The organism is Hoylesella shahii (assembly GCF_937990675.1).
Taxonomy (GTDB): Bacteria; Bacteroidota; Bacteroidia; order Bacteroidales; family Bacteroidaceae; genus Prevotella; species Prevotella shahii.
The window spans coordinates 1-20,610 of record NZ_CALKQY010000072.1; the positions used below are offsets into that span (position 1 = coordinate 1).

At 42.4% G+C, this 20,610-nt stretch carries 14 protein-coding genes; 9 read left to right on the forward strand and 5 right to left on the reverse strand.

The window, feature by feature from the left end:
* Window positions 1–670: 670 nt before the first annotated feature.
* On the reverse strand, window positions 671–2,380 hold the full coding sequence (locus QME03_RS10155) for a glycoside hydrolase family 10 protein (protein ID WP_281724290.1): 1,710 nt from the start codon (window positions 2,378–2,380) through the stop codon (window positions 671–673).
* 265 nt (window positions 2,381–2,645) lie between these two features.
* Between QME03_RS10155 and QME03_RS10160 the strand changes: the two genes are divergently transcribed.
* The 5 genes from QME03_RS10160 to rpiB all read left to right on the forward strand — a co-directional run bounded on the left by QME03_RS10160 (window position 2,646) and on the right by rpiB (window position 9,546).
* Window positions 2,646–3,134, forward strand: a complete 489-nt coding sequence (locus QME03_RS10160; RefSeq protein ID WP_110369922.1) for an outer membrane beta-barrel protein — start codon at window positions 2,646–2,648, stop codon at window positions 3,132–3,134.
* Between the two features lie 353 nt (window positions 3,135–3,487).
* Complete coding sequence (locus QME03_RS10165) at window positions 3,488–4,141, forward strand: DUF4468 domain-containing protein (RefSeq protein ID WP_273116566.1); 654 nt, start codon at window positions 3,488–3,490, stop codon at window positions 4,139–4,141.
* A gap of 288 nt (window positions 4,142–4,429) precedes the next feature.
* On the forward strand, window positions 4,430–6,727 hold the full coding sequence (locus tag QME03_RS10175; RefSeq protein WP_281724291.1) for a putative porin: 2,298 nt from the start codon (window positions 4,430–4,432) through the stop codon (window positions 6,725–6,727).
* Window positions 6,728–7,081: 354 nt separating this feature from the next.
* Window positions 7,082–9,100 (forward strand): transketolase family protein, encoded by a 2,019-nt coding sequence (locus QME03_RS10180; protein ID WP_281724292.1) that lies wholly within the window; start codon window positions 7,082–7,084, stop codon window positions 9,098–9,100.
* Window positions 9,101–9,102: 2 nt separating this feature from the next.
* Window positions 9,103–9,546, forward strand: coding sequence for a ribose 5-phosphate isomerase B (gene rpiB, locus QME03_RS10185; protein WP_025815185.1), 444 nt, complete (start codon window positions 9,103–9,105; stop codon window positions 9,544–9,546).
* Window positions 9,547–9,837: 291 nt separating this feature from the next.
* Here the strand turns inward: rpiB and QME03_RS10190 are convergent, their stop codons facing one another.
* From QME03_RS10190 to QME03_RS10205, 4 genes are all read right to left on the reverse strand, one after another.
* On the reverse strand, window positions 9,838–10,971 hold the full coding sequence (locus tag QME03_RS10190) for a hypothetical protein (RefSeq protein WP_281724293.1): 1,134 nt from the start codon (window positions 10,969–10,971) through the stop codon (window positions 9,838–9,840).
* Between the two features lie 196 nt (window positions 10,972–11,167).
* Window positions 11,168–12,841: a peptide MFS transporter gene (locus QME03_RS10195; protein ID WP_025815187.1), complete on the reverse strand. Its 1,674-nt coding sequence runs from the start codon at window positions 12,839–12,841 to the stop codon at window positions 11,168–11,170.
* 103 nt (window positions 12,842–12,944) lie between these two features.
* Window positions 12,945–13,691: a porin family protein gene (locus tag QME03_RS10200; protein ID WP_281724294.1), complete on the reverse strand. Its 747-nt coding sequence runs from the start codon at window positions 13,689–13,691 to the stop codon at window positions 12,945–12,947.
* A 3-nt stretch (window positions 13,692–13,694) separates the two neighbouring features.
* Window positions 13,695–15,074 carry a LysM peptidoglycan-binding domain-containing protein gene (locus tag QME03_RS10205; RefSeq protein WP_281724295.1) on the reverse strand — a complete coding sequence of 460 codons (1,380 nt, stop codon included), beginning with the start codon at window positions 15,072–15,074 and terminating at the stop codon, window positions 13,695–13,697.
* A 2,646-nt stretch (window positions 15,075–17,720) separates the two neighbouring features.
* Between QME03_RS10205 and QME03_RS10210 the strand changes: the two genes are divergently transcribed.
* From QME03_RS10210 to QME03_RS10225, 4 genes are all read left to right on the forward strand, one after another.
* Window positions 17,721–18,239 carry a DUF4199 domain-containing protein gene (locus QME03_RS10210; protein WP_274947148.1) on the forward strand — a complete coding sequence of 173 codons (519 nt, stop codon included), beginning with the start codon at window positions 17,721–17,723 and terminating at the stop codon, window positions 18,237–18,239.
* A gap of 222 nt (window positions 18,240–18,461) precedes the next feature.
* Window positions 18,462–19,424: a glycosyltransferase family 2 protein gene (locus QME03_RS10215; RefSeq protein WP_025815193.1), complete on the forward strand. Its 963-nt coding sequence runs from the start codon at window positions 18,462–18,464 to the stop codon at window positions 19,422–19,424.
* Window positions 19,412–19,903 (forward strand): DUF6452 family protein, encoded by a 492-nt coding sequence (locus QME03_RS10220; RefSeq protein ID WP_273115844.1) that lies wholly within the window; start codon window positions 19,412–19,414, stop codon window positions 19,901–19,903. The genes QME03_RS10215 and QME03_RS10220 overlap by 13 nt, the downstream gene beginning before the upstream one ends.
* Complete coding sequence (locus QME03_RS10225) at window positions 19,854–20,549, forward strand: DUF6048 family protein (RefSeq protein ID WP_281724296.1); 696 nt, start codon at window positions 19,854–19,856, stop codon at window positions 20,547–20,549. Before QME03_RS10220 ends, QME03_RS10225 begins: the two co-directional genes overlap by 50 nt.
* Window positions 20,550–20,610 lie beyond the last annotated feature (61 nt).

Here is a 20,610-nt window from a genome sequence, read left to right on the forward strand (position 1 = left end):
TTCGCAATTGAGACCTCTTAACATAGTTGGGACTATACGATTTAAAATATTATAGAATAGAAAAAGCATAAAAAAATGACTTTGTTAATCGATTGGGAGGGGGGTAAACAATATCAATATTTAAGGAAAACTTTTCGTCGAAAAAAATCTCCGCGAGAATCGATTATTTGCGAGCGAATGGACAGTTGGTGAAAAATATAGCGCTCACAATGTTAAATTCTATATTAAATATTTTACACCAAAGCAACCTATACACCCTTAACCCTTAAACCCAAATCAATGGTTAGAGCCTTTTAGGTTTTGTGTATGGTTGAGCACACCACCCGACTTATTCTGTTGACAGGGCGCTACGCAAAAAAATAAGATAGACAAAGATGCCGACTAGCATACGAAAAATAGACTGGAAGCCATGAAAATAATCTAAAAAACATGTGATAAGCGGTATAACGACTGATAGGAATAAATGAAACGAGCAGAGAAATTAAGCAATCACAATCATACAACACGAAAACACTCTTCGCCAATTGGCGATTAAGCATTAATTCGGGAAACTTGCGTTGTATGCTAAAGCTTTGGGCGCTCATTTACTCTTAAAATAAGACAGTTCAAAGAGGATATTGATAAGAAGTTTATTACTGCATTAACCAGTTAAAACCAATTGAGCACTCGTTTACTTCTTAGTAAACATCCCCAAACGATGGCCAACCCCCTTGCTATTAAGCGCTCTAAGCACATAAACACCATTGACAAGGCTTCGCACATCAAGCCTATCGCTTTGAGAAGAAAGCGTGGCAACATGTTGCCCTTGCAAACTTTCTACCACCCACACGCGCCCCCAAAGGGCATCAGCGCCAACAGGTAGCAACACCCTTCCATCGCTATAAGGCAACATCTTGAGTTGGCTTTTACCTCCGCCTGCAGCCTTGAGCGCTTGCAAAGGTTGGCTTTCGTTGCCATATCGGTCGATAGCGGTAATGGCAAAATACATTTTGGCGTTACGTGGGCTCACCGTAATGCTGTTTTTGGCATAGCGCACAGCAATGAGATTGCGTGCATCGCTAATATCAACAGGCAGCATTGTGCTAGCATATACATTATAGAATAGGTTTGGCGAATTGTTTGTGACACGTGCCGCATCCCAACTAACCACAGCTCTGCCTTGCTCCTCGCTCGTGGTGAGATTGGTAGGGGGCAAGGGTTGTTTGCTATTTTCCCAGGTCAAGGCTGGCGCAAGGGCTGGCGTTGGTGTAAAAATGCGCTGTGCATAGGTGTAAATCCCCTTGAGGTTATCTGTAAAAAACTTGCTTCTGAAATATGCATGTCCCATGCCATATTGCCTAGTAAACTGAAGTTCGCGAGTAATGACATCGAGCGCCCAATTCTTTTCGCTAGGCGACATAAAGTAAATGCCCAATCCAGGCACCACCATTCTGCCGTGACTTTGCTCTGCCCAGTCTATTGCGAAGGGATAAAAGTTGTTGCCTTGAAAATACATCATGGGATAAAGCGCATCCATCAATCCATCACGAAGCCAGGCTTGCGCATCTTGACACACCTTAGCATAAGCATTCCAGCCATTACTGCCAAACCTACTTAGGTCGTTATACTTACCAATGGGCGAGCAACTATATTTCACCCAAGGCTTTGCAGCTTTCACCTTGTTACCAATAGCACGCACAATGCCAGTGATGTTTTGCCTAGCAGCATCGTGCGATATATTTATTTTCCAGGTTTCGGGATAGCGAATATAGTCAAGATGTAAGCCATCGATGTCATATCGTTCGGTTATCTCCTTGCACATGTTAGCCAGATAAGTAGCCGTGGCTGAGTTTTCGGGATCCATAAATCCCTCTTCGCCCACCCTCTTAATAAGGTTGGGATGTTTACTGCGAAGCGTTTTACAACCTAAGCCATTCCATTTTCCCACAGGAATGGTTACCACCCAGGCATGAAGTTCCATTCCACGCTTATGACATTCGTCGATGGCAAAGGCTAAAGGGTCGTAGCCAGGCGACCTACCAGGCACGCCCGATAAGCATCCGTCCCAAGGTTCGAGCTGCGAAGGGTAGACCACAGTTCCACGAACACGCGTCTGAAACAACACAGTATTAATACCCGAACGTTGCAACTTATCCAAAATATCGCACAGTTCTTGCTTCTGCCTTCCAGCAGCCAAGCTGTTTTGGGCATACGAATGCGGCCAATCCAGTCCGCCAATGGTGGTGAGCCACACCGCCCTCACCTCACGTTTAGGCAATTTCCAACCCTGCAAAGCATTGGGTTTGAAAAACGAAAATGATTGGGCACACAGTGAAGTGGCGACAGTAAGTGCAAAAAATAACAGCAAGTATTTATTTGAAAACGACAGTTGCTTTATCATTCGTAAGTCTCTCTATCTGTTGTTGTTGCCTAGTTCAAATCCCAGGCACGATTAAATGTTTACTAAGATATCTAAATATATAACGAATGCAAAGATAAGTATATTTCTCGCATTTGTCGAATAATTTATTTACTTTTGCAGTTAATGTGGTTAAACGTAGGAAAAAGGCGGTTAAGCTTGTAACATAGCGCACTGCAATCATAGGCGTTTGAGCTGCAAAATAGAGAATAATCAATATCGAATTTAAAGTATTAATCCTTTAGAAATGAAAAAGAAGTTAGGTTTGCTTATCGTGTCGTTGATGCTAACACTCACGGCAAGCGCGCAGTTTGAAGAAGAAAAAGTTTACGTGGCCGGTTCGTTAACAGGACTAGACCTCAATTACAATGGCAACAATGGGTTTAGTTTTGGCGTGCAAGCCAAAGCAGGTTATTTCTTTGACGATGCTTGGATGATGCTAGGACAAGTGGCATATAACCACTCGGGCAATGAAACCGTACCCGACTATATCGCAGTTGGTGCGGGCCTAAGATATTATATCGAGCAAAACGGGCTCTATGTGGGTGTTAATGCAACACTTGTTCACACTTACCGCAACTACAATGACCTGATGCCTGGAATAGAATTGGGCTATGCTTTCTTTGTTAGTCGCACCGTAACTATCGAGCCATCTGTTTATTACAACCAATCGTTTAAGAGCCATACCAAATACTCAACCGCAGGGTTTAAAATTGGTATCGGTATCTACATCTAACAGAAAGCAAACAAAAAATACAAACAAGGCATAGGCATTGCAGGCACAAAAAACGCCTCTGTTACCACCAATAAGGTAAAAACAGCGCAAACAAATGCGCTAAAGGTAAATCGCCTACCCTTGTTTCTACAACCCTACGTGGCTCGCATGTGGCTTATCTGCCAAAGCATGCGAGCCTAAGTAATATTATTGTGCACCATTTTTTAGTTAAATATTGCATATTAACGATGCTTCCCTCTGATTATTCGTATATTTGTAAGTTCAATGCATAGGCCTAAAGCAACAAATAGCCATGCACACAGCCCAAGGGCAATTGTATTCATCAGCTATTCAACGGCACAAAACTCATCACGATGAAAAGAAAACTATTTTTAGCGCTACTCTTCGCTCCTGTTTTCGCATTCGCACAAAACGAATGGGAACGTCCACAGGATAAAACGCAAAACAAATCTACGCAGACAACAAGTAAAATAGAGAAACAAAACCCCAATATAGATGCTCGATACCTAGAAGGCGCAGTGCCCGAGGTTGAAGGAAAGGTGGTGTTCGACTATGAAATAGACGTTCCTGGGAAAACCGCACAAGAGATTTATGATGCCACCTATACAGCAATAGAAGAACTTACAAAGGGGCAAAACCAATTCCCAGAAAGTGCTATTGCGCTGGTGAACAAGAAAGAGCATATCATAGCCGCTAGATTTAAGGAGTGGTTGGTGTTTCAAAACTCGTTTCTGTCGCTCGACCGCACTGTGTTTAATTACACGATAATTGCTAAATGCTACGACGGAAAGCTTAATCTAAGCTTATCGCGTATAAACTATGCCTACGAAATGAATCGCGGAGCTGGCAACGGACTGGAAACAACAGCAGAGAAATGGATAACCGACAAATATGGATTGAACAAAGCTAAAACGAAACTCAGTAAGATGTCGGGCAAATTCAGACGTAAAACCATCGACCGCAAAGACGAGGTGTTTGAAACCATTAAACAACGCCTGCAACAATAAACCCACCTTTGGGTAAGAAACAGGCTAAACGCACTCTATTCAAATAACATTAGCAACACTAAAAGCAAGTACATGGACACGCAATATCCACACAAAAGACACAGACGAGATGATAAAGAACAAGACCAGTTCTTATTTATTAGAAACATTCTAAACATTATTTTCATTCTTGGGGCAGCCGTTGGCTTAGCCGTATATTTCTTTTCAAGCACCACTGTGGGTACATTTATCATATTGGGCTCAATGGTTTTTAAAATAGCTGAAACAATACTTCGCTTTATCCGCTAGATGAACAGGTTACTAATGCTAGTTGTTGGGCTATCGATGGCTCTTTTGCCCGCGATTGCACAAGACGATTTTACACGCATTGATGAGAACGGAAACTTCTCGTCGAACACGAATGAGAATAAAAAAGACTCGCTGGGTTCTGATAAAGAAATACCCAAGGGATTAAAGGTTTGGACCGTAGACACGCGTTTTGGCGATAGGATTGCAGCGCAACCCGACACCCTTTCACACATGTTTATGAACAAACTCTACACCTACGGACTGCGAGGTGAATATAACATGCTGGGTAACTTGGCGTCGCCCAGACTAAATCGTGTGTTTGTAGATAGACCCGCCGATACTCAATTTATCTTCACTCAGCCCTACAGTTACTTTATTGTGCCTGTAGATAGGTTCTTATTCACCAACACGCTGTCGCCCATAACAAACCTTAGCTACTTTAGCTGTGGCGACAAGAACGATGGCGAAGACCATTTCACAGCTATCTTTGGTGTAAATGCAGGCAAACGTGTGGGCGTTGGATTTAAGTTTGATTACGACTATGGTCGCGGTTTCTACCAAAATCAAAGCACGGCCATGTTTAATTACACCATGTATGGGTCGTATCTGGGTGACAGATACCAGGCCCACTTGCTCTTTACCACCAATCATCAAAAGACAAGTGAAAACGGAGGTATCACAAACGACAACTATATCACTCACCCCGAAACATTTAACGAATCGTACTCAACAAACGAAATCCCAACTGTTCTAAGCAAAAACTGGAACAGAAACGATAATATAAACGTGTTTTTCACACACCGGTACAACATCGGATTTAACCGAAAAGTACCCATGACCAAAGAGGAAATCGAGGCAAAAAAGTTTGCCTTGGAGGCTAAGAAAGACCAAAACCTGCGCGAAAAAAATAAAAAAGGGCACTCGGGCGATAACAACAGCAAAGACAATGACAATAAAACCTATACAGGTAGACCCGATAATGCCACCATTGCTGGCGCTGAACCCGAAGACTCGGTACGTAACAACGCTAGAATTAAAGTTGGTAGCAAGGCGCAAGCAGACAGCTTAATGGCCATCAACAAACAAACAAAGAAAGATACTGCATGGTTTAAAAACGAGTATGTACCCGTTACAAGCTTTGTACATACAGTGAATTTCGAAAACTATAAACGCATTTACGAGGCACACGAAACGCCAACAGGCTATTATGCCAACACTTATTATAATGCAGGTCGATTAACTGGCGACTCCATTTTTGATGAAACGCGCCACCGCCGACTGCGCAACACCTTGGCTCTGGCACTACTAGAAGGCTTTAACAAATGGGCTAAAGCCGGCATTAAGGCCTTTATTAGTAGCGATATACGCCATTATGAATTGCCCAACACACTAGGAAATCTAGAATCTTTTAATGAACAAACCATGAGCTTTGGCGGTCAGCTGGCAAAGACTCAAGGTAAGACGTTACACTACAGCGTTACAGCCGAAACGTGGTTTTTAGGAAAAGACGCAGGTCAACTCAAGGTAGACGCCACAGCCGACCTCAATTTTGCACTCTTCGGAGACACGGTAACGATGGCTGCAAGTGCATTCTTCCATCGCACAAGCCCTGGTTTCTACTTCCGTCATTACCAATCGAGACACCTATGGTGGGAAAACGACAATCTTTCTAAAACCATTCACTCGCGCCTACAAGCCACATTGAACTACCAAAAGACGCGAACAAAATTGCGTTTCGCCGTAGACGAGCTGAAAGATTACACCTATTTTGCACAAAACTACACGATAAACAACGACTTCACACGTTCGGCTAACACCGTAACAGTTAAACAAAGTGGCTCGGCAATCAATCTGTTAACAGCCGAATTGATGCAAGATGTGAAATTTGGACCCCTTAACTGGGAGAGCGTTGTGACATGGCAACGAACCAGTCATCCTGATGTTCTGCCCCTCCCTTCGCTCAATATCTACACCAATCTGTATCTTCGCTTTAAAATAGCACGTGTACTAAACTGCGACTTCGGTGCTGATATGCGATACTTCACAGCATACAACGCTCCCGATTATAGTGCCGCATTAGGACAGTTTGCTGTTCAAGCCCAAACAGATAAGGTGAAGATAGGAAATTATCCGCTCATTAACGTGTATGCCAATTTTAAACTTAAGCAGGCGCGATTCTTCATTTTGATGAACCACATCAATGCAGGCAGCGGAAACAAAAACTATTTCTTCGCACCGCATTACCCCTTAAACGAACGCATGTTGTGCTTTGGTCTTAGCTGGAGTTTCTTTAATTAAAACGCTTTTCTAAGCCCATAACAGTAAAAGAAACACCCCTCAAGGTAAAACAACAAAAAAGAAACACAACAATAGGTATAAACTAAGAAATAAAACCGCAACGACGCTTATCTCTATAAAAGATAACGTGTTGCGTTTTTTTCGTAAATAAACTTCTTAAATGATAACATGTGGCAATACCATTGCAGTGAACACGGCATACGTTTAAAATTACTTTAAAGTGAAAGATACAGCCAAAATCAATTGTTTTATTGAACATTAATTTGTAACTTTGTTTCCATATTCAGGTGGGAACACATCATCCCGAAAACAAAGCACATTGAAATGAACATGTTTAACTAAAAACTACAATAAATGAACGATAAGAAATTGATGGATTTGGCTGCGGACAACATACGCATTCTTGCAGCGTCAATGGTTGAAAAAGCTAAGTCCGGACACCCTGGCGGAGCTATGGGCGGTGCCGACTTCATTAATGTTCTCTTCTCAGAGTTCCTCATTTACGACCCCAAAGACCCATTGTGGACCGGTCGCGACCGCTTTTTCCTCGACCCTGGACACATGTCGCCTATGCTTTATTCGGCATTGGCTTTGCAAGGAAAGTTTACTATTGACGAGCTTCAACAATTTCGCCAGTGGGGTTCGCCCACTCCTGGTCATCCCGAAAGGGACGTAATGCGTGGAATTGAAAACACTTCTGGTCCCTTAGGACAAGGACACGCATACGGAGCTGGTGCAGCTGTAGCCCAAAAGTTCCTCGAAACGAAACTCTCTCACACAATGATGCAACACACCATATATATATATATATCTGATGGTGGTGTGCAAGAGGAAATTTCTCAAGGCGTTGGACGCCTAGCTGGAGCACTTGGACTAGACAACATTGTGATGTTTTACGATTCAAACGACATTCAACTCTCTACCGAATGTGGTGCTGTTACCTGCGAAAACACGGCAGCTAAATACGAATCGTGGGGATGGAAAGTGATAACTATCAACGGAAATGATGCTAACGAAATTCGTAAAGCACTTAAAGAAGCAAAAGCAGAGAACCAAAAACCCACGCTTATCATTGGTAATACAGTGATGGGCAAAGGCGCTTTGCGAGCAGACGGTTCTAGCTTCGAACATCATATTGGTACGCATGGCGCTCCTCTTGGTGGCGATGCTTACCGAAAAACAATCATTAACCTTGGCGGAAACCCGGATAATCCTTTCGTGGTATACCCCGAAGTGGAAGAACTTTACGCCAAACGCAATGAAGAACTGAAAGGCATTGTAGCCAAAAGGCGCGAAGAAGAGGCTCAATGGGCAAACAACAACCCAGAACTAGCAGCTCAAATGAAAGAATGGTTCAGCGGAAAAGCACCTAAAGTGGATTGGAGTACACTTACCCAAAAAACCGATGCCGCAACTCGTGTGGCTTCAGCTGCATGCCTAGGTTTGCTTGCAGAGCAAGTTCCAAACATGGTTTGCTCTTCGGCCGACCTCTCTAATAGCGATCGTACAGACGGCTTCCTAAATAAGACGCACGAAATGAAGCACGGCGACCTTTCGGGTGCGTTCTTCCAAGCAGGCGTAAGCGAACTTACAATGGCCTGCATGTGCATCGGTATGTACCTGCATGGTGGTGTTATTCCTGCCTGCGGAACATTCTTTGTATTCTCAGACTATATGAAACCCGCTGTGCGCATGGCCGCATTGATGCGCGTTCCCATCAAATTTATCTGGACGCACGATGCTTTCCGCGTGGGAGAAGATGGTCCGACACACGAACCAGTTGAACAAGAGGCGCAAATAAGACTGATGGAAAAACTGAAAAACCATCATGGTGAAGACTCGGTTCGCGTATTCCGCCCCGCTGATGTTAACGAAACCACGGTATGTTGGCAGATGGCAGTAGAGAATATGAACACCCCTACAGCCCTTATTCTTTCGCGTCAGAACGTAAAGAACCTACATCCAGACAACAATTACGAACTTGCTCGACGCGGTGCTTACGTAGTTGCTGGAAGCGATAGCCAATTCGACGTGATATTATTAGCCTCAGGTTCGGAGGTTTCTACACTTGAAGCAGGTGCCGAACTGCTAAGAAAAGAAGGTGTAAAGGTTCGCATTGTGAGCGTTCCCTCTGAGGGATTGTTCCGCATGCAAAGCAAGGAGTACCAAGAAGAGGTACTACCCAAGGGTTCGAAGATATTCGGTTTGACAGCAGGTTTACCCGTTACACTCGAAGGTCTTGTTGGTGCTAACGGCACTGTTTTTGGCCTAAATAGCTTTGGTTATTCCGCTCCATTCAAAGTGCTAGACGAGAAATTGGGCTTCACAGCAGAGAATGTATATTATCAAGTTAAATCTTTAATAAGAGAGTAAGTATGGAAATAAAAACTATTGGTATCGCTTGCGACCACGCAGGCTTCCCGCTCAAGCAATACGTTCTTCAATATTTGGAAGAACATGGTTATCCGTACAAAGACTATGGCACATATAGTGACCAGAGTAGTGACTATCCCGACTTTGCTCATGCCTTAGCAGAAGGCATTGAAAGTGGCGAGGTTTATCCAGGCATTGGTATCTGCGGAAGTGGCGAAGGCATTGCCATGACCCTCAACAAACACCAAGGTGTGAGGGCTGGGTTGGCTTGGATGCCCGAGATTGCTCAACTTATTCGCCAACATAACGATGCCAACGTGCTGGTTATGCCTGGCAGATTTGTCGACAATAACACAGCAAAGAAAATCTTAGACGGATTTTTCTCGGCTACATTCGAGGGTGGACGCCATCTCAATAGAGTGAACAAAATTCCTATCGCCAAATAAAGCACATGCTTTCTTGTTTTAGGCATCTACAAACAAGGCGAAACAGAAAAAAGGCAAACAGCTATTTAAATCATAGTTGTTTGCCTTTAATCGTTTTAGGCAAGTTGTATAAATTGCTTTTATGTCTATCAACAATCCAAAGAGGGCTTTCAAATCGACTACACTTGGGCATAGAGAAGAAGAAATAAGTGCTTTAACTTGGCATTCACCCGCACCTTATTCTTGCGTTATTGCCCCAACACACATCATGTGTTATCTACGAATTGTGAATTACATATCTTGCACAATTCTTTAAAGTCGTGCAATACTAGTATTTAGTAAACCATCAGCGAGTGTATGCAAGCGAAGATGGTACGTACCCTTGGAATAATCAATATTCATTAACTGCTGTGGCTCGGTTTCCAACGGCGACAATGCCAAAGCCACATGCCCCATTGTACGCCTAAGATTAAGTTCAACACAAGGATGAACCTTCAAATTAGACTCGCCCTCCACATTTACAAGCATCATATCCACACCCAACGGCCCCACATAGTTGTTGGCAAGAAGGCGCGATAACATCTCTGCAATGATGTAGGCAGTGGTTTTAAGCACATCAGCATCTACATATTGCAACAGATATTGAGTTTTTGTGGCTTCGGTGGCTAACAAACTACCAGTGTATGTACGCTTCGAAGTCTTGAAAATAGATAATCCAAGATATCTTACATGTCCATTGGCATCCACGTTAAACTCCATTCCAAAGTCACGCACCTTATTATAATAAGGCTCAACCGTTATGCAACCTTGCTTCTCTATCATGTTGGCGCACCAACCTGCTGTTGATGGATCAGGACTATTTTCAATGTAACGAATACCTCTACCGCTACTACTCCAAGGCGCCTTAACCACCACTTGCGTATGACTTTGTAACAATTTGCCCAACTGTTCCATAGATTTCACCACGAAAGATGCACCCAAAAAATTAGCAGGATGAATGTTATTCAATTGCGACACCAACGTAGGCAAGAGATTATCCGACACCCATTCACGCGAGCTTATGCATCTAACGTTCTCTAGCCATTCTGTTGTGGGTAGAGCATCGGCCTTTACACCCAAACCTTCGAGCAGCTCGCTAACATTCTTATCCCACCCCCAGGGTTCTATTTTTAGCGTGCTACAATTGATGGAACCATCGGCAAGCATTCGTTTTAGTGTGTCTCGGTCGATTAATTGTACCCCTTTTCCCCTACCCTTTATATGTCGAAGCCGTTCGTTAGCCGACTCCATTTCGGCTACAAGCACAAAATCGCCCTCGTTTGCCCATAAAGCCGGCAAGAAACCTAAGTCGGCATACAGGGTTCGCGCTGCTTTTGGCGCAGTGAAATGTTCGTTACCTGCAGCCAAAACCAAATCGTGGTCGGGATTAAAAATATGTAGTGTCATTGATATCCTATGTTTTATACTGCAAAGGTACGATAAAAACGGGGAAACCGAACATGCATAGCACGAGAAGTTGGCCAACAACTAGTATCACACAACAACAAAAAGGAGTGCAACCTCTTGGCGCACTCCTTTTATTATTAATGGCACAACCTCAAAACTCTTTGGATTTAGAGTTGGCCTTATAGGCAATAGTTTTTTAGCAAACCTTTTCCAAACGCTTAATGATGGAGAATATGAACAATGCCGAAATCAAACAGCAAGTGATAAGCACACTCCATACCATCCATAACTGCATATCGCCCCACAAGTAACCGATAACAGCAACCAGATAGTTACCAATTGCAGTAGCCACAAACCATCCACCCATCATCATTCCCTTATACTTGGGAGGTGCAACTTTCGATACAAACGAAATACCCATGGGCGAAAGCAGCAACTCGGCAAAGGTCAATACAAGGTAAGTAGAGATAAGCCAATCAGGTGAAACTAGTTGACTATCGCTGATACCCGAGTTCTTCACCTCGTTGGGAGTGGGCAAACCAAAAGAGGCAATAGCCAAAACAAGGAAGCCACAAGCCGCTATAAGCATACCATAACCAATCTTACGAGGTGCCGAAGGCTCTTTACCTTTACGAGCAAGATAGCCAAACACTGCCAAAGAAACTGGTGTTAACGCTACAACGAAGAAAGGATTGAACTGCTGGAATATTTGAGGAAGAATTTTAATCTCTGCATCCAAAGACGAATAGTTGGCAACAATACCGCCGATAGCAGCCAATAACACAAGGCCAGCGATAGTTTTACCCTTACTGGTTTTCGACTGGAAGAGCGAGAATGCACTATAAACAGAAACCACAATGAGCACCAAGTTAAGGATATCAAAGCCCAAACGGTTAAATCCTACTACTGATTTAGCTGTATAGTCACGTGCAAAGAATGTCATGGTAAGACCATTCTGGTGGAATGCCATCCAGAAGAAAATAACCACAGCAAACACCAACAACAGCGCAACAATACGCTGACGAGTTTCCTCTGGCGACAATTCTTGTTCAGCTGCTGCACCATCTGCTGCTTGAGAAGCTTTCTGTTTGTTGTTCACATCAGCATGTTTGAAGGTTGAACGGAACACCAAATAGATAATCATCGAGATAATGAGTGATACACAAGCCACAGCAAAACCATAGTTGTATGCGCGAGAAAGCTCAGCAATATAGGTGGTACAGAAGCTAGTCATGTCGCCTGCATAACCTTGTGCGGCCTTCAATTGTTCTAGCAACACACTACCATCTGGCTTAATTGTGCCATCAAGGAACTGGTGAGCCAACGAAGGAATTTGTGGCTCGTAGGTGAAGTTAACACCCGACAACACGTAATTGGTGATTTTTGTAGCTGCAGTAGGAGCGAAAAGCGCACCAATATTAATGGCCATGTAGAAAAGACTGAAAGCAGTGTCGCGCTTTGCGCTAAGCTGGGGATTGTCGTACAGATTACCCACAAGCACTTGCAAGTTGCCTTTGAACAAGCCTGTGCCACAAGATATCAGCGCCAAAGCACCAAACATCATGGCCTTACCCGACATATCTGCAGCAGTGGGTATGGCCAACAGCACATAACCAAAAAACATAATGGTGATACCCGAGGTTACCATCTTGCCATAACCAAACTTATCGGCTAAAATTCCACCGATGAGTGGCATGAAATAGACAAACCCTAGGAAACCGGCAAAGATGGTAGACGTCTCCGTTGCGGTGTAACCAAACTTCGCTTGTAAGAAGAGTGTAAAGATGGCAAGCATCGTGTAATAACCAAAGCGCTCGCCCGTATTGGCTAATGCCAATGCATAAAGTCCTTTCGGTTGACCTTCAAACATAATCGTTAATTTTTAGTTTTTAATAAATGATATTTTTAGTAATTGTATTTTTCTGTGGAAAGTGTGGGTGTTTAGCCATGGCTTGAGCGGTGTCCACCCTACTTTACTTGGCCGTGCGGGTCAAATCGAACAAATAAGCCATCTTCACAACAATGTTTCCAAAGTTGGAACGCCCGAAATAGTCGCGCTTACTTTCGCCAAAGATACTACCTAAACCATAATAATAGCGCCCTTCAAGAAGAAAATGGCCAACTCGTGGCACACTATATTCAACCCCCAAGCCTGCTGCGATGCCGTAATCAAACTTATGTTCAACGGCCATCGACTCTTGTTCTATCACCTTATTGGCTCTATCTGAAAGGTTTCTCGTGGCTGGGTCGTAATTGCTTTGCGTGCTTTCGCTAAGATAAATCCCCATTTGCGGACCCAATTGGAAGAAGAACTGAGCACCGCGGGTTTCTCGTCCCCAAGCCAAATGTGCAAAAATAGGTACTTGCACATAGTTTATCGTGCGACTATATTCCTCTGCCAGTCCTGTACTGCTATTCACTACTGCATTGCCTAGCAAGTCTTTTATATCTTGTTTCCAGCCAAGGGCGGCATAATTCACCTCGGCATAGATGCTACAGATAGTATTGAAGTATTTTTCGGACACATAACGAAAAGACAAACCACCTGTTATGCCGCTGTGGTAACCTTGGTCTACGCGCGGACTGAAGCCCACATTACTAAGCACGTATCCGCCGTTAAAACCAATAGAGAAGTTGTTGCGGTATGCTCCTATCTGAGCCTTGCATATTAAAGAGGTACCCAAACAGATGGCAACGATGGCCAATGTTCTTATTCTCATTCGTCAATAATTGATTAGTTCTATTCTCTTACCATTGGTATAGTGCACCAACATGAAAGCTTTGTTTTGCATTCCACCTGTGCCCACACGTCTAAAGTCAAGCGGAGTTTGCACGGGAGTATATGTATTTTGCGTCTTTGTGCCATTAAAAGCCTTGCCATATTTATGCACACCACGTATAAAGAATTGCGCATGGTCGTATCCCATCAACGCAAACTTTGGCAGGGCATACAGCGTTTCCAATCCAAACCAACGACGATAACCATTCTCTATATTTTGCGTTCTTGCCGAAACTGGGTTGTAATAGAAAGTGGATGGAATGTGGGTATTGAAAGTAAAAAAGTTGTCAAGATTGTTTCGTGTATACATTAGCCACTCGGTGTAACCGAAAAGCGACACAACTATACCTGGATTACTAGCCACTAGTCCTTTAAGTTTAGCCATGGCCACCGACAATTCTGGCGAACGGCCTGTGTTGAGCACAACAATATTGGGCTGAGTACGACTAAACGCCTTGGCAAATAGTTCCTCGCTCGACTTCAAATTGGTAATGCTATACGATACACCGCGATTATTTAGGCGATTGCGTAAGCCGAAAGTAAAAATACCTTTCTTACTCGTCGAGTCGTTACAGTCGATAAATACAGGGTGTTGATTACCAAAACGCTCTAAAAAAGCATCTATCGAGGCATTATTTATCTCGTCTGCCGATTGGTAAATCTGAAATATCTCTGTGTTACGGCTCACTTCGTCGCCCCATATAGAGAAGGGGATAACCAATTTAATGCCAGCACTCTTACAAAAATCTGATAGCGGCTTCACCTGCTTGGTGTACAATGGACCAAAAATAATATCGCAATTACGTAAGCCTGATTCTTGAAGTGTGGCGCGAATATCTCCATCAATGGGCACGTTCCAAGCACGAATATCTATAGAATAACCCATTTGTTTTAAACTATCGCATCCCATCAAGAAACCACGATAATATTCTGTAGCACGTTTACCGTCGCCATCCACATCATGTAATGGCAACACTACGCCCACCCTAATGGTTTTACCCACTGGGTTTTGCACTGCTTTTGGTGCTGTTTGCGTCTGTACAGCAGTTGAAGGTTGTGCCGTTGCTGTCTTTGGAGCAGTGTTCGAAGGGTAAGGAATGAAGATATAATCGCCTTTTTTCAGTTCGTACCCCGCCACTTTCATCTCTGGATTGGCATTGATAAGTTCTTCAACAGTAAGTCCAAAGTTTTTAGCGATACCAAAGATGGTGTCTTTTTTCTTCACCTGATACATGTCGCGCCACTTCAAATTTTGCGCCATTACAGTGGCGCAAACAAATACTGCGAACAGCATTAACAGGTATCTAAGAATTGCTTTTGTCATTGTTCTTCCAATAATTGGTTACTGCAAAGATAACGATTTTGTAAGAATGAACAATGAATTTTAAAATTAATTGCAGACTATTCTACATTTCTGACACGCATATTGCCTATAAAGCCTTTAAGAAATGGCAATTATCCATCAATATATAACCTTAATTTTTGCTTTCACCAGTCTTTTTTCTATTACCAAAAGCTTCTAACAGCTAACTTTTTCACTCATTAATTTAAATCATTACGAATCATCAAAATGTTAAATAATTAGATATATTTTACAAAACACACTCTCCGAACCAAGTCATTCTAGCAAAAACAAATGCCCAAAAGCATGCATTCTGCCACAATTAAGCCCTTGGAGCATTAATTTTTCAAGCCATTTTTCAACCTAAAACCTGCAATTTGCACCATTTTGCCTCTCTAGTTGTGCTTTAGCTCTCTGTTTTTCACTGCCTAAAAAACCGCTTTTTCATGCTAAATAGCAGAAAAATAAGAGCGTTTTACCTTCAAAGTGTATAAGTTTATGCTACTCGAAATGAAGCAAAACACATTATCAATGTCCTAAATATAGCATCTAAACTCGCGTTTTGCTGCATTTAGCATTGCGTTTTGTAGGAGATAGCATTGCGTTTAGCACGAGTTAGCACTGCGTTTAGTAGGAGTTAGCACTGCGTTTTGCTGCATTTAGCAAGCCTTTTTGCTACAAATAGCCCCAAAATATATAAAAAAGACTGTTGTTTTCAACAAAAAGCCCACTTATCACCTTAAGCCTTCTAACCCCATTTTTACCGAAACAAACCTCCGCGAGAATTGATTATTTGCAAGCGAACGAGCAATTGATGAAGAAAAAGTGACTCACAATGTTAAAATCCTTACTTAATATTTTACAATCTCTCAATATCAAGTATTCATAGTAATAAGTCTGGCATCAAATTCGTCGATTTCCTCGAAACAATAAGAATAAAAGTGCAATCCATTAAAACAGATAGCAAACTAAATATTTCCACCTTCGATACACATAACTCAAAAGCCACATAATCTAACTATTCAATTAATACGGAGTTAAAACCCAATCAATTCATCATTACACCTAGGCAATAGTTGAAATCCGCGCTATATTTTCTGTACAACTTACGTTTACTTAACTACATTTTTACTATAAATAGCAGGTTAACAAATAGCCCACCATCACTTCAAGAATAAAAACAGCATTAAAACAATCAAACAAAAACTGTATCGCCCCTAAACCCTTTAGATGGGTGAAGTGCATATTTCCATGAAAATCAGCAAAAAAGGGCAAACGTTCACCACAAAACAAACCTATTACTAAACGTTTGACGAAAGATAACCACACCACCGCAACCCATCATCACATATTTGGAGCGATATAAAAGCCAATAAAGAAACCGAAACTATACCAAGACAGCATATCTAAAAATTCAAATGCTCTACATCGCTACACCTTATTATATATAAGGACTACCAATAAACACCATCTTATCCATCTGTATAACCTCAACAATGAATAAAAAAACACCCCGTAAGTCATCAACACACAATCAATTTATCAAAAAAAGAAGCACAAATATTTTATGTTATTTTTTACATTACAGCAAAATCCCGCCTAATTCCATGGTCAAAATTGCGTATTTTCTAGATTTTTACAGAACTCTTTCATAAATCGACAATATTTTTTTAATTTTTTTCGACTTTTTATTTGACGGTTCAAATATTATGTTTAATTTTGCGATGTGTTTTAGAACCACAACCCTCTAGCACAAGAAAGTTCAAAACGTTATCAATTAACACTCAATAATTATAAATTATATGAATATAACAACGTTAGAATACAAAATAAAAATTAAACACGAAAATTCGTGTTAATAAAGAGCAACCCCTAACTTAGAAATGGAATTTTCAAAGAAAATCTCTACTCAAAGTAAAGGATAAAACAGATAACTCTTTTAAACAATATTTAATATACCATACAAAAGACAAGAATATTTCCAAATAATATACATATATATCGAAACCATGAAAACAAAGGCAATGTTTCCCAACCTATGTGTTTGGCCTATTCAACATCAAAATACCATTACACATCCTTGAAGCGCTACGCGCAGAAGCAACCTTAATACGCCATGAACATGCACAAAGTTAGTTCACATCACAATGATGGGTAAAACAAAAACGCCTGAAGCCTCGAGATGGGTTATTCAAAACGCCACGTTTAGGAACGATGCGCTTTGAATCCCATCCGGCCGAGGCATCAAAAACAACACACCAAACGAGCAAACAAAGCTCTACAAACTTGTCGTTAACAACTATAACATATACCTCTCGCTAACTGGAGAACATCAGGCTCTTAAAAGCAACAGCCAAAAACATCAGGTTAGGCAATGCAAGACAAAACACTCACACCAGTAGCGAAAGACATTGAGGCAGCAAAAACTAACATAACCCATGCAGCCTCACTTGAATAGAACTCGTTTTTATCAATCAATAATACTTCATAGCTTAATAAAAAGGCAGACTGATGAGACATCAGCCTGCCTTTGTTTTACGCCTAGTTAACCGCATAGTTTTAAGAGATTTATTAGATTTCGGCGCATAGCGCGTAATATATGATAAAAAATACGTAATTTTGCAGTGCATGAACTTTTTAGAATCATTGAAACAACTAAAGGCATTTGCCCGCCAAGACGGTGCCATTTTGGCATTGGTATGGATAGTGTCGTTCCTCTTCACCATGCTGCTACCTCAGTCGGCGATGGGGAATATCCTTACATTCTCCACACCATTCGTTGTAACTTGGCGTTTGCGAACCTTTCGCGACTACGCTCTCGATGGACAAATATCCTATCGTCGAGCTTTGGCCTACTCATGGTACACATTTGTCTATGCCTCACTTATCTTTGCTTTAGCGCAATATCTCTACATTCGCTTCTACGACTCGATATCGCTCGTAACAATGATGAGCAACTCGATAAAAGCCTTTGGTGCTACATATGAGCAAATGGGCATTAACGAAACCCAGATGCAAGAGTCGGCAAAACTTCTCACCTCGCTCACTCCTATGGAGCTTACGTTTCTATTCTTCACCCAAAACGTCTTTATAGGCTGTATTCTGAGCCTCATAACTGCTGCATTTGGAATGAAACGATCACGATAAACAAGCAAAGTCTTAACGCCGCTTGGAACAAAAACGCCCAACAACTTCTACGCATGGTGGGGTATTACCAAGAGCACAAAAGCCAACAAGGCAGGTATCAAGATTGTAAAAGCTTCAAAGAGAGACAACAGAGAAAGCAAGCTATGGTAAGAAATGCCATTAGCCCAATTAAGAGAATAACAACGATTAATCAACATAACTAATAAGACAACACAAACAAAAATGGACATTTCTGTAGTTATACCCCTATACAACGAAGACGAATCACTACCCGAACTCTATGCATGGATTGAGCGAGTGATGAACGATAACCACTTTTCATTCGAAGTGATTTTCGTCAACGATGGTTCTACCGATCGTTCTTGGGAAGTGATTGAAGAACTAAGCAAGCAGTCTGAACACGTTCGGGGAATAAAGTTCAGACGCAACTATGGTAAAAGTCCCGCTCTCTACTGTGGGTTCAAAGAGGCCAAAGGCAACGTGGTAATAACCATGGATGCCGACTTACAGGACTCGCCCGACGAAATACCCGAACTCTACCGCATGATAATGGAAGAGAAATACGACCTTGTCTCGGGCTATAAACAAAAACGCTACGACCCACTTTCAAAAACCATTCCCACCAAATTATTCAATGCCACGGCAAGAAAAATTAGCGGAATAAAAAACCTTCACGACTTTAATTGCGGACTAAAAGCCTATCGCAAGGCGGTGGTGAAGAACATCGAGGTATATGGCGAAATGCATCGCTACATCCCCTATCTTGCAAAAAATGCAGGGTTTGGTAGAATTGGAGAAAAGGTGGTGCAACATCAGGCTCGTAAATATGGCAGTTCTAAATTTGGACTCAATCGTTTTTTCAATGGTTATCTAGACCTTATCACACTTTGGTTTCTCAGTAATTTCGGAAAAAAACCCATGCATGTATTTGGGCTTTTGGGCTCGCTGATGTTTCTGTTGGGCTTTATCGCCACCTGTTTGTTGGGTGTCGACAAGTTATATTGCCTCGCACAAGGCATTCCACAACGACTCATAACCGACTCGCCCTATTTTTATCTCTCGTTAACAACAATGATGATAGGCACACAACTATTTCTTGCTGGATTCCTGGGCGACCTCATCAGTCGCAATTCGCCAGGAAGAAACGACTATCAAATAGAGGAGGAAATAAGATGCGGAGAATAATTCCACTACTCGTAATAACCATTGCGCTACTGGCTGCTTGCTCGTCTATTGACTGTCCGTTCAACAATACGGTTTATTCACAATACACTTTAGCTAAAGGCAATAGCCTTAATCCCGACACACTAAGCGACACGCTCACCATTTTCACAAAGCGCAGCAACGGACAAGACACCATTATATATAACAAAGGTGTAAAGACAACACAACTAAACCTTCCAATGAGCTATACGCGCAATGAAGATGTGCTGGTGTTTCAGCTAAAAGACACCCTGGGAAACATTGTGCACGACACCATCAAAGTGAGCAAAACAAATACGCCACACTTCGAGTCAGTAGATTGTGACATGACTTATTTTCACACAATAACGGCAGTTAGCACATCTAAACATGCCATCGACTCTGTTGTTCTCATCAACCCAAACGTTACATATGACACTTCTTCGCCACATTTCCGCATCCACTTTAAGAGCGGCCACTAGTGTTTTGCTATCCTTTGGTGCTTTGACAACCAGTGCACAGATACTTAAGCCCAAAACTCAAAGCCCCGACACCACCCGCTTTTTCCGTGGCCTTCAGGTCATGGCAGATGTGGTTGGCCCAATACAATTGGCCGTCAGCGACTACGGACAATATGAGGCAGCGCTGCGAATAAACTTCAAAGACAGGTATTTTCCTGTGTTTGAGGTGGGTTATGGCAGTGCCAACCACGAAGACGACCCGGTAACTCACGTGATGTACAAAACAGCTGCACCATATGGCAAGGTGGGTTTTGACTACAACATCATGAAAAATAAACATGATGTCTATCGTGTATACGTAGGAGCAAGATATGCTTTCACCTCATTCAAATACGATGTAGGCAGCTCTGTACTAAACGATCCCGTTTGGCAAGACCACGCTACCATACAGATTAACAATGCATCAGCCCACTGCCATTGGGCAGAATTGGTGTTCGCAGTCGACGCAAAGATTTGGGGGCCGCTGCATTTAGGATGGTCGGCCCGATATAGGCGCCGCCTGGCACACAACGATGGCGATGCAGGAAACGTGTGGTACGTGCCAGGATTTGGGAAAACAGGCACATCCCGACTGGGTGCCACATTCAACATCATCATCACCTTATAACAATTTCGATGCATGCACACGGCCACACGCCATTCTTTTACGTCCCCCGACAACGTGCATA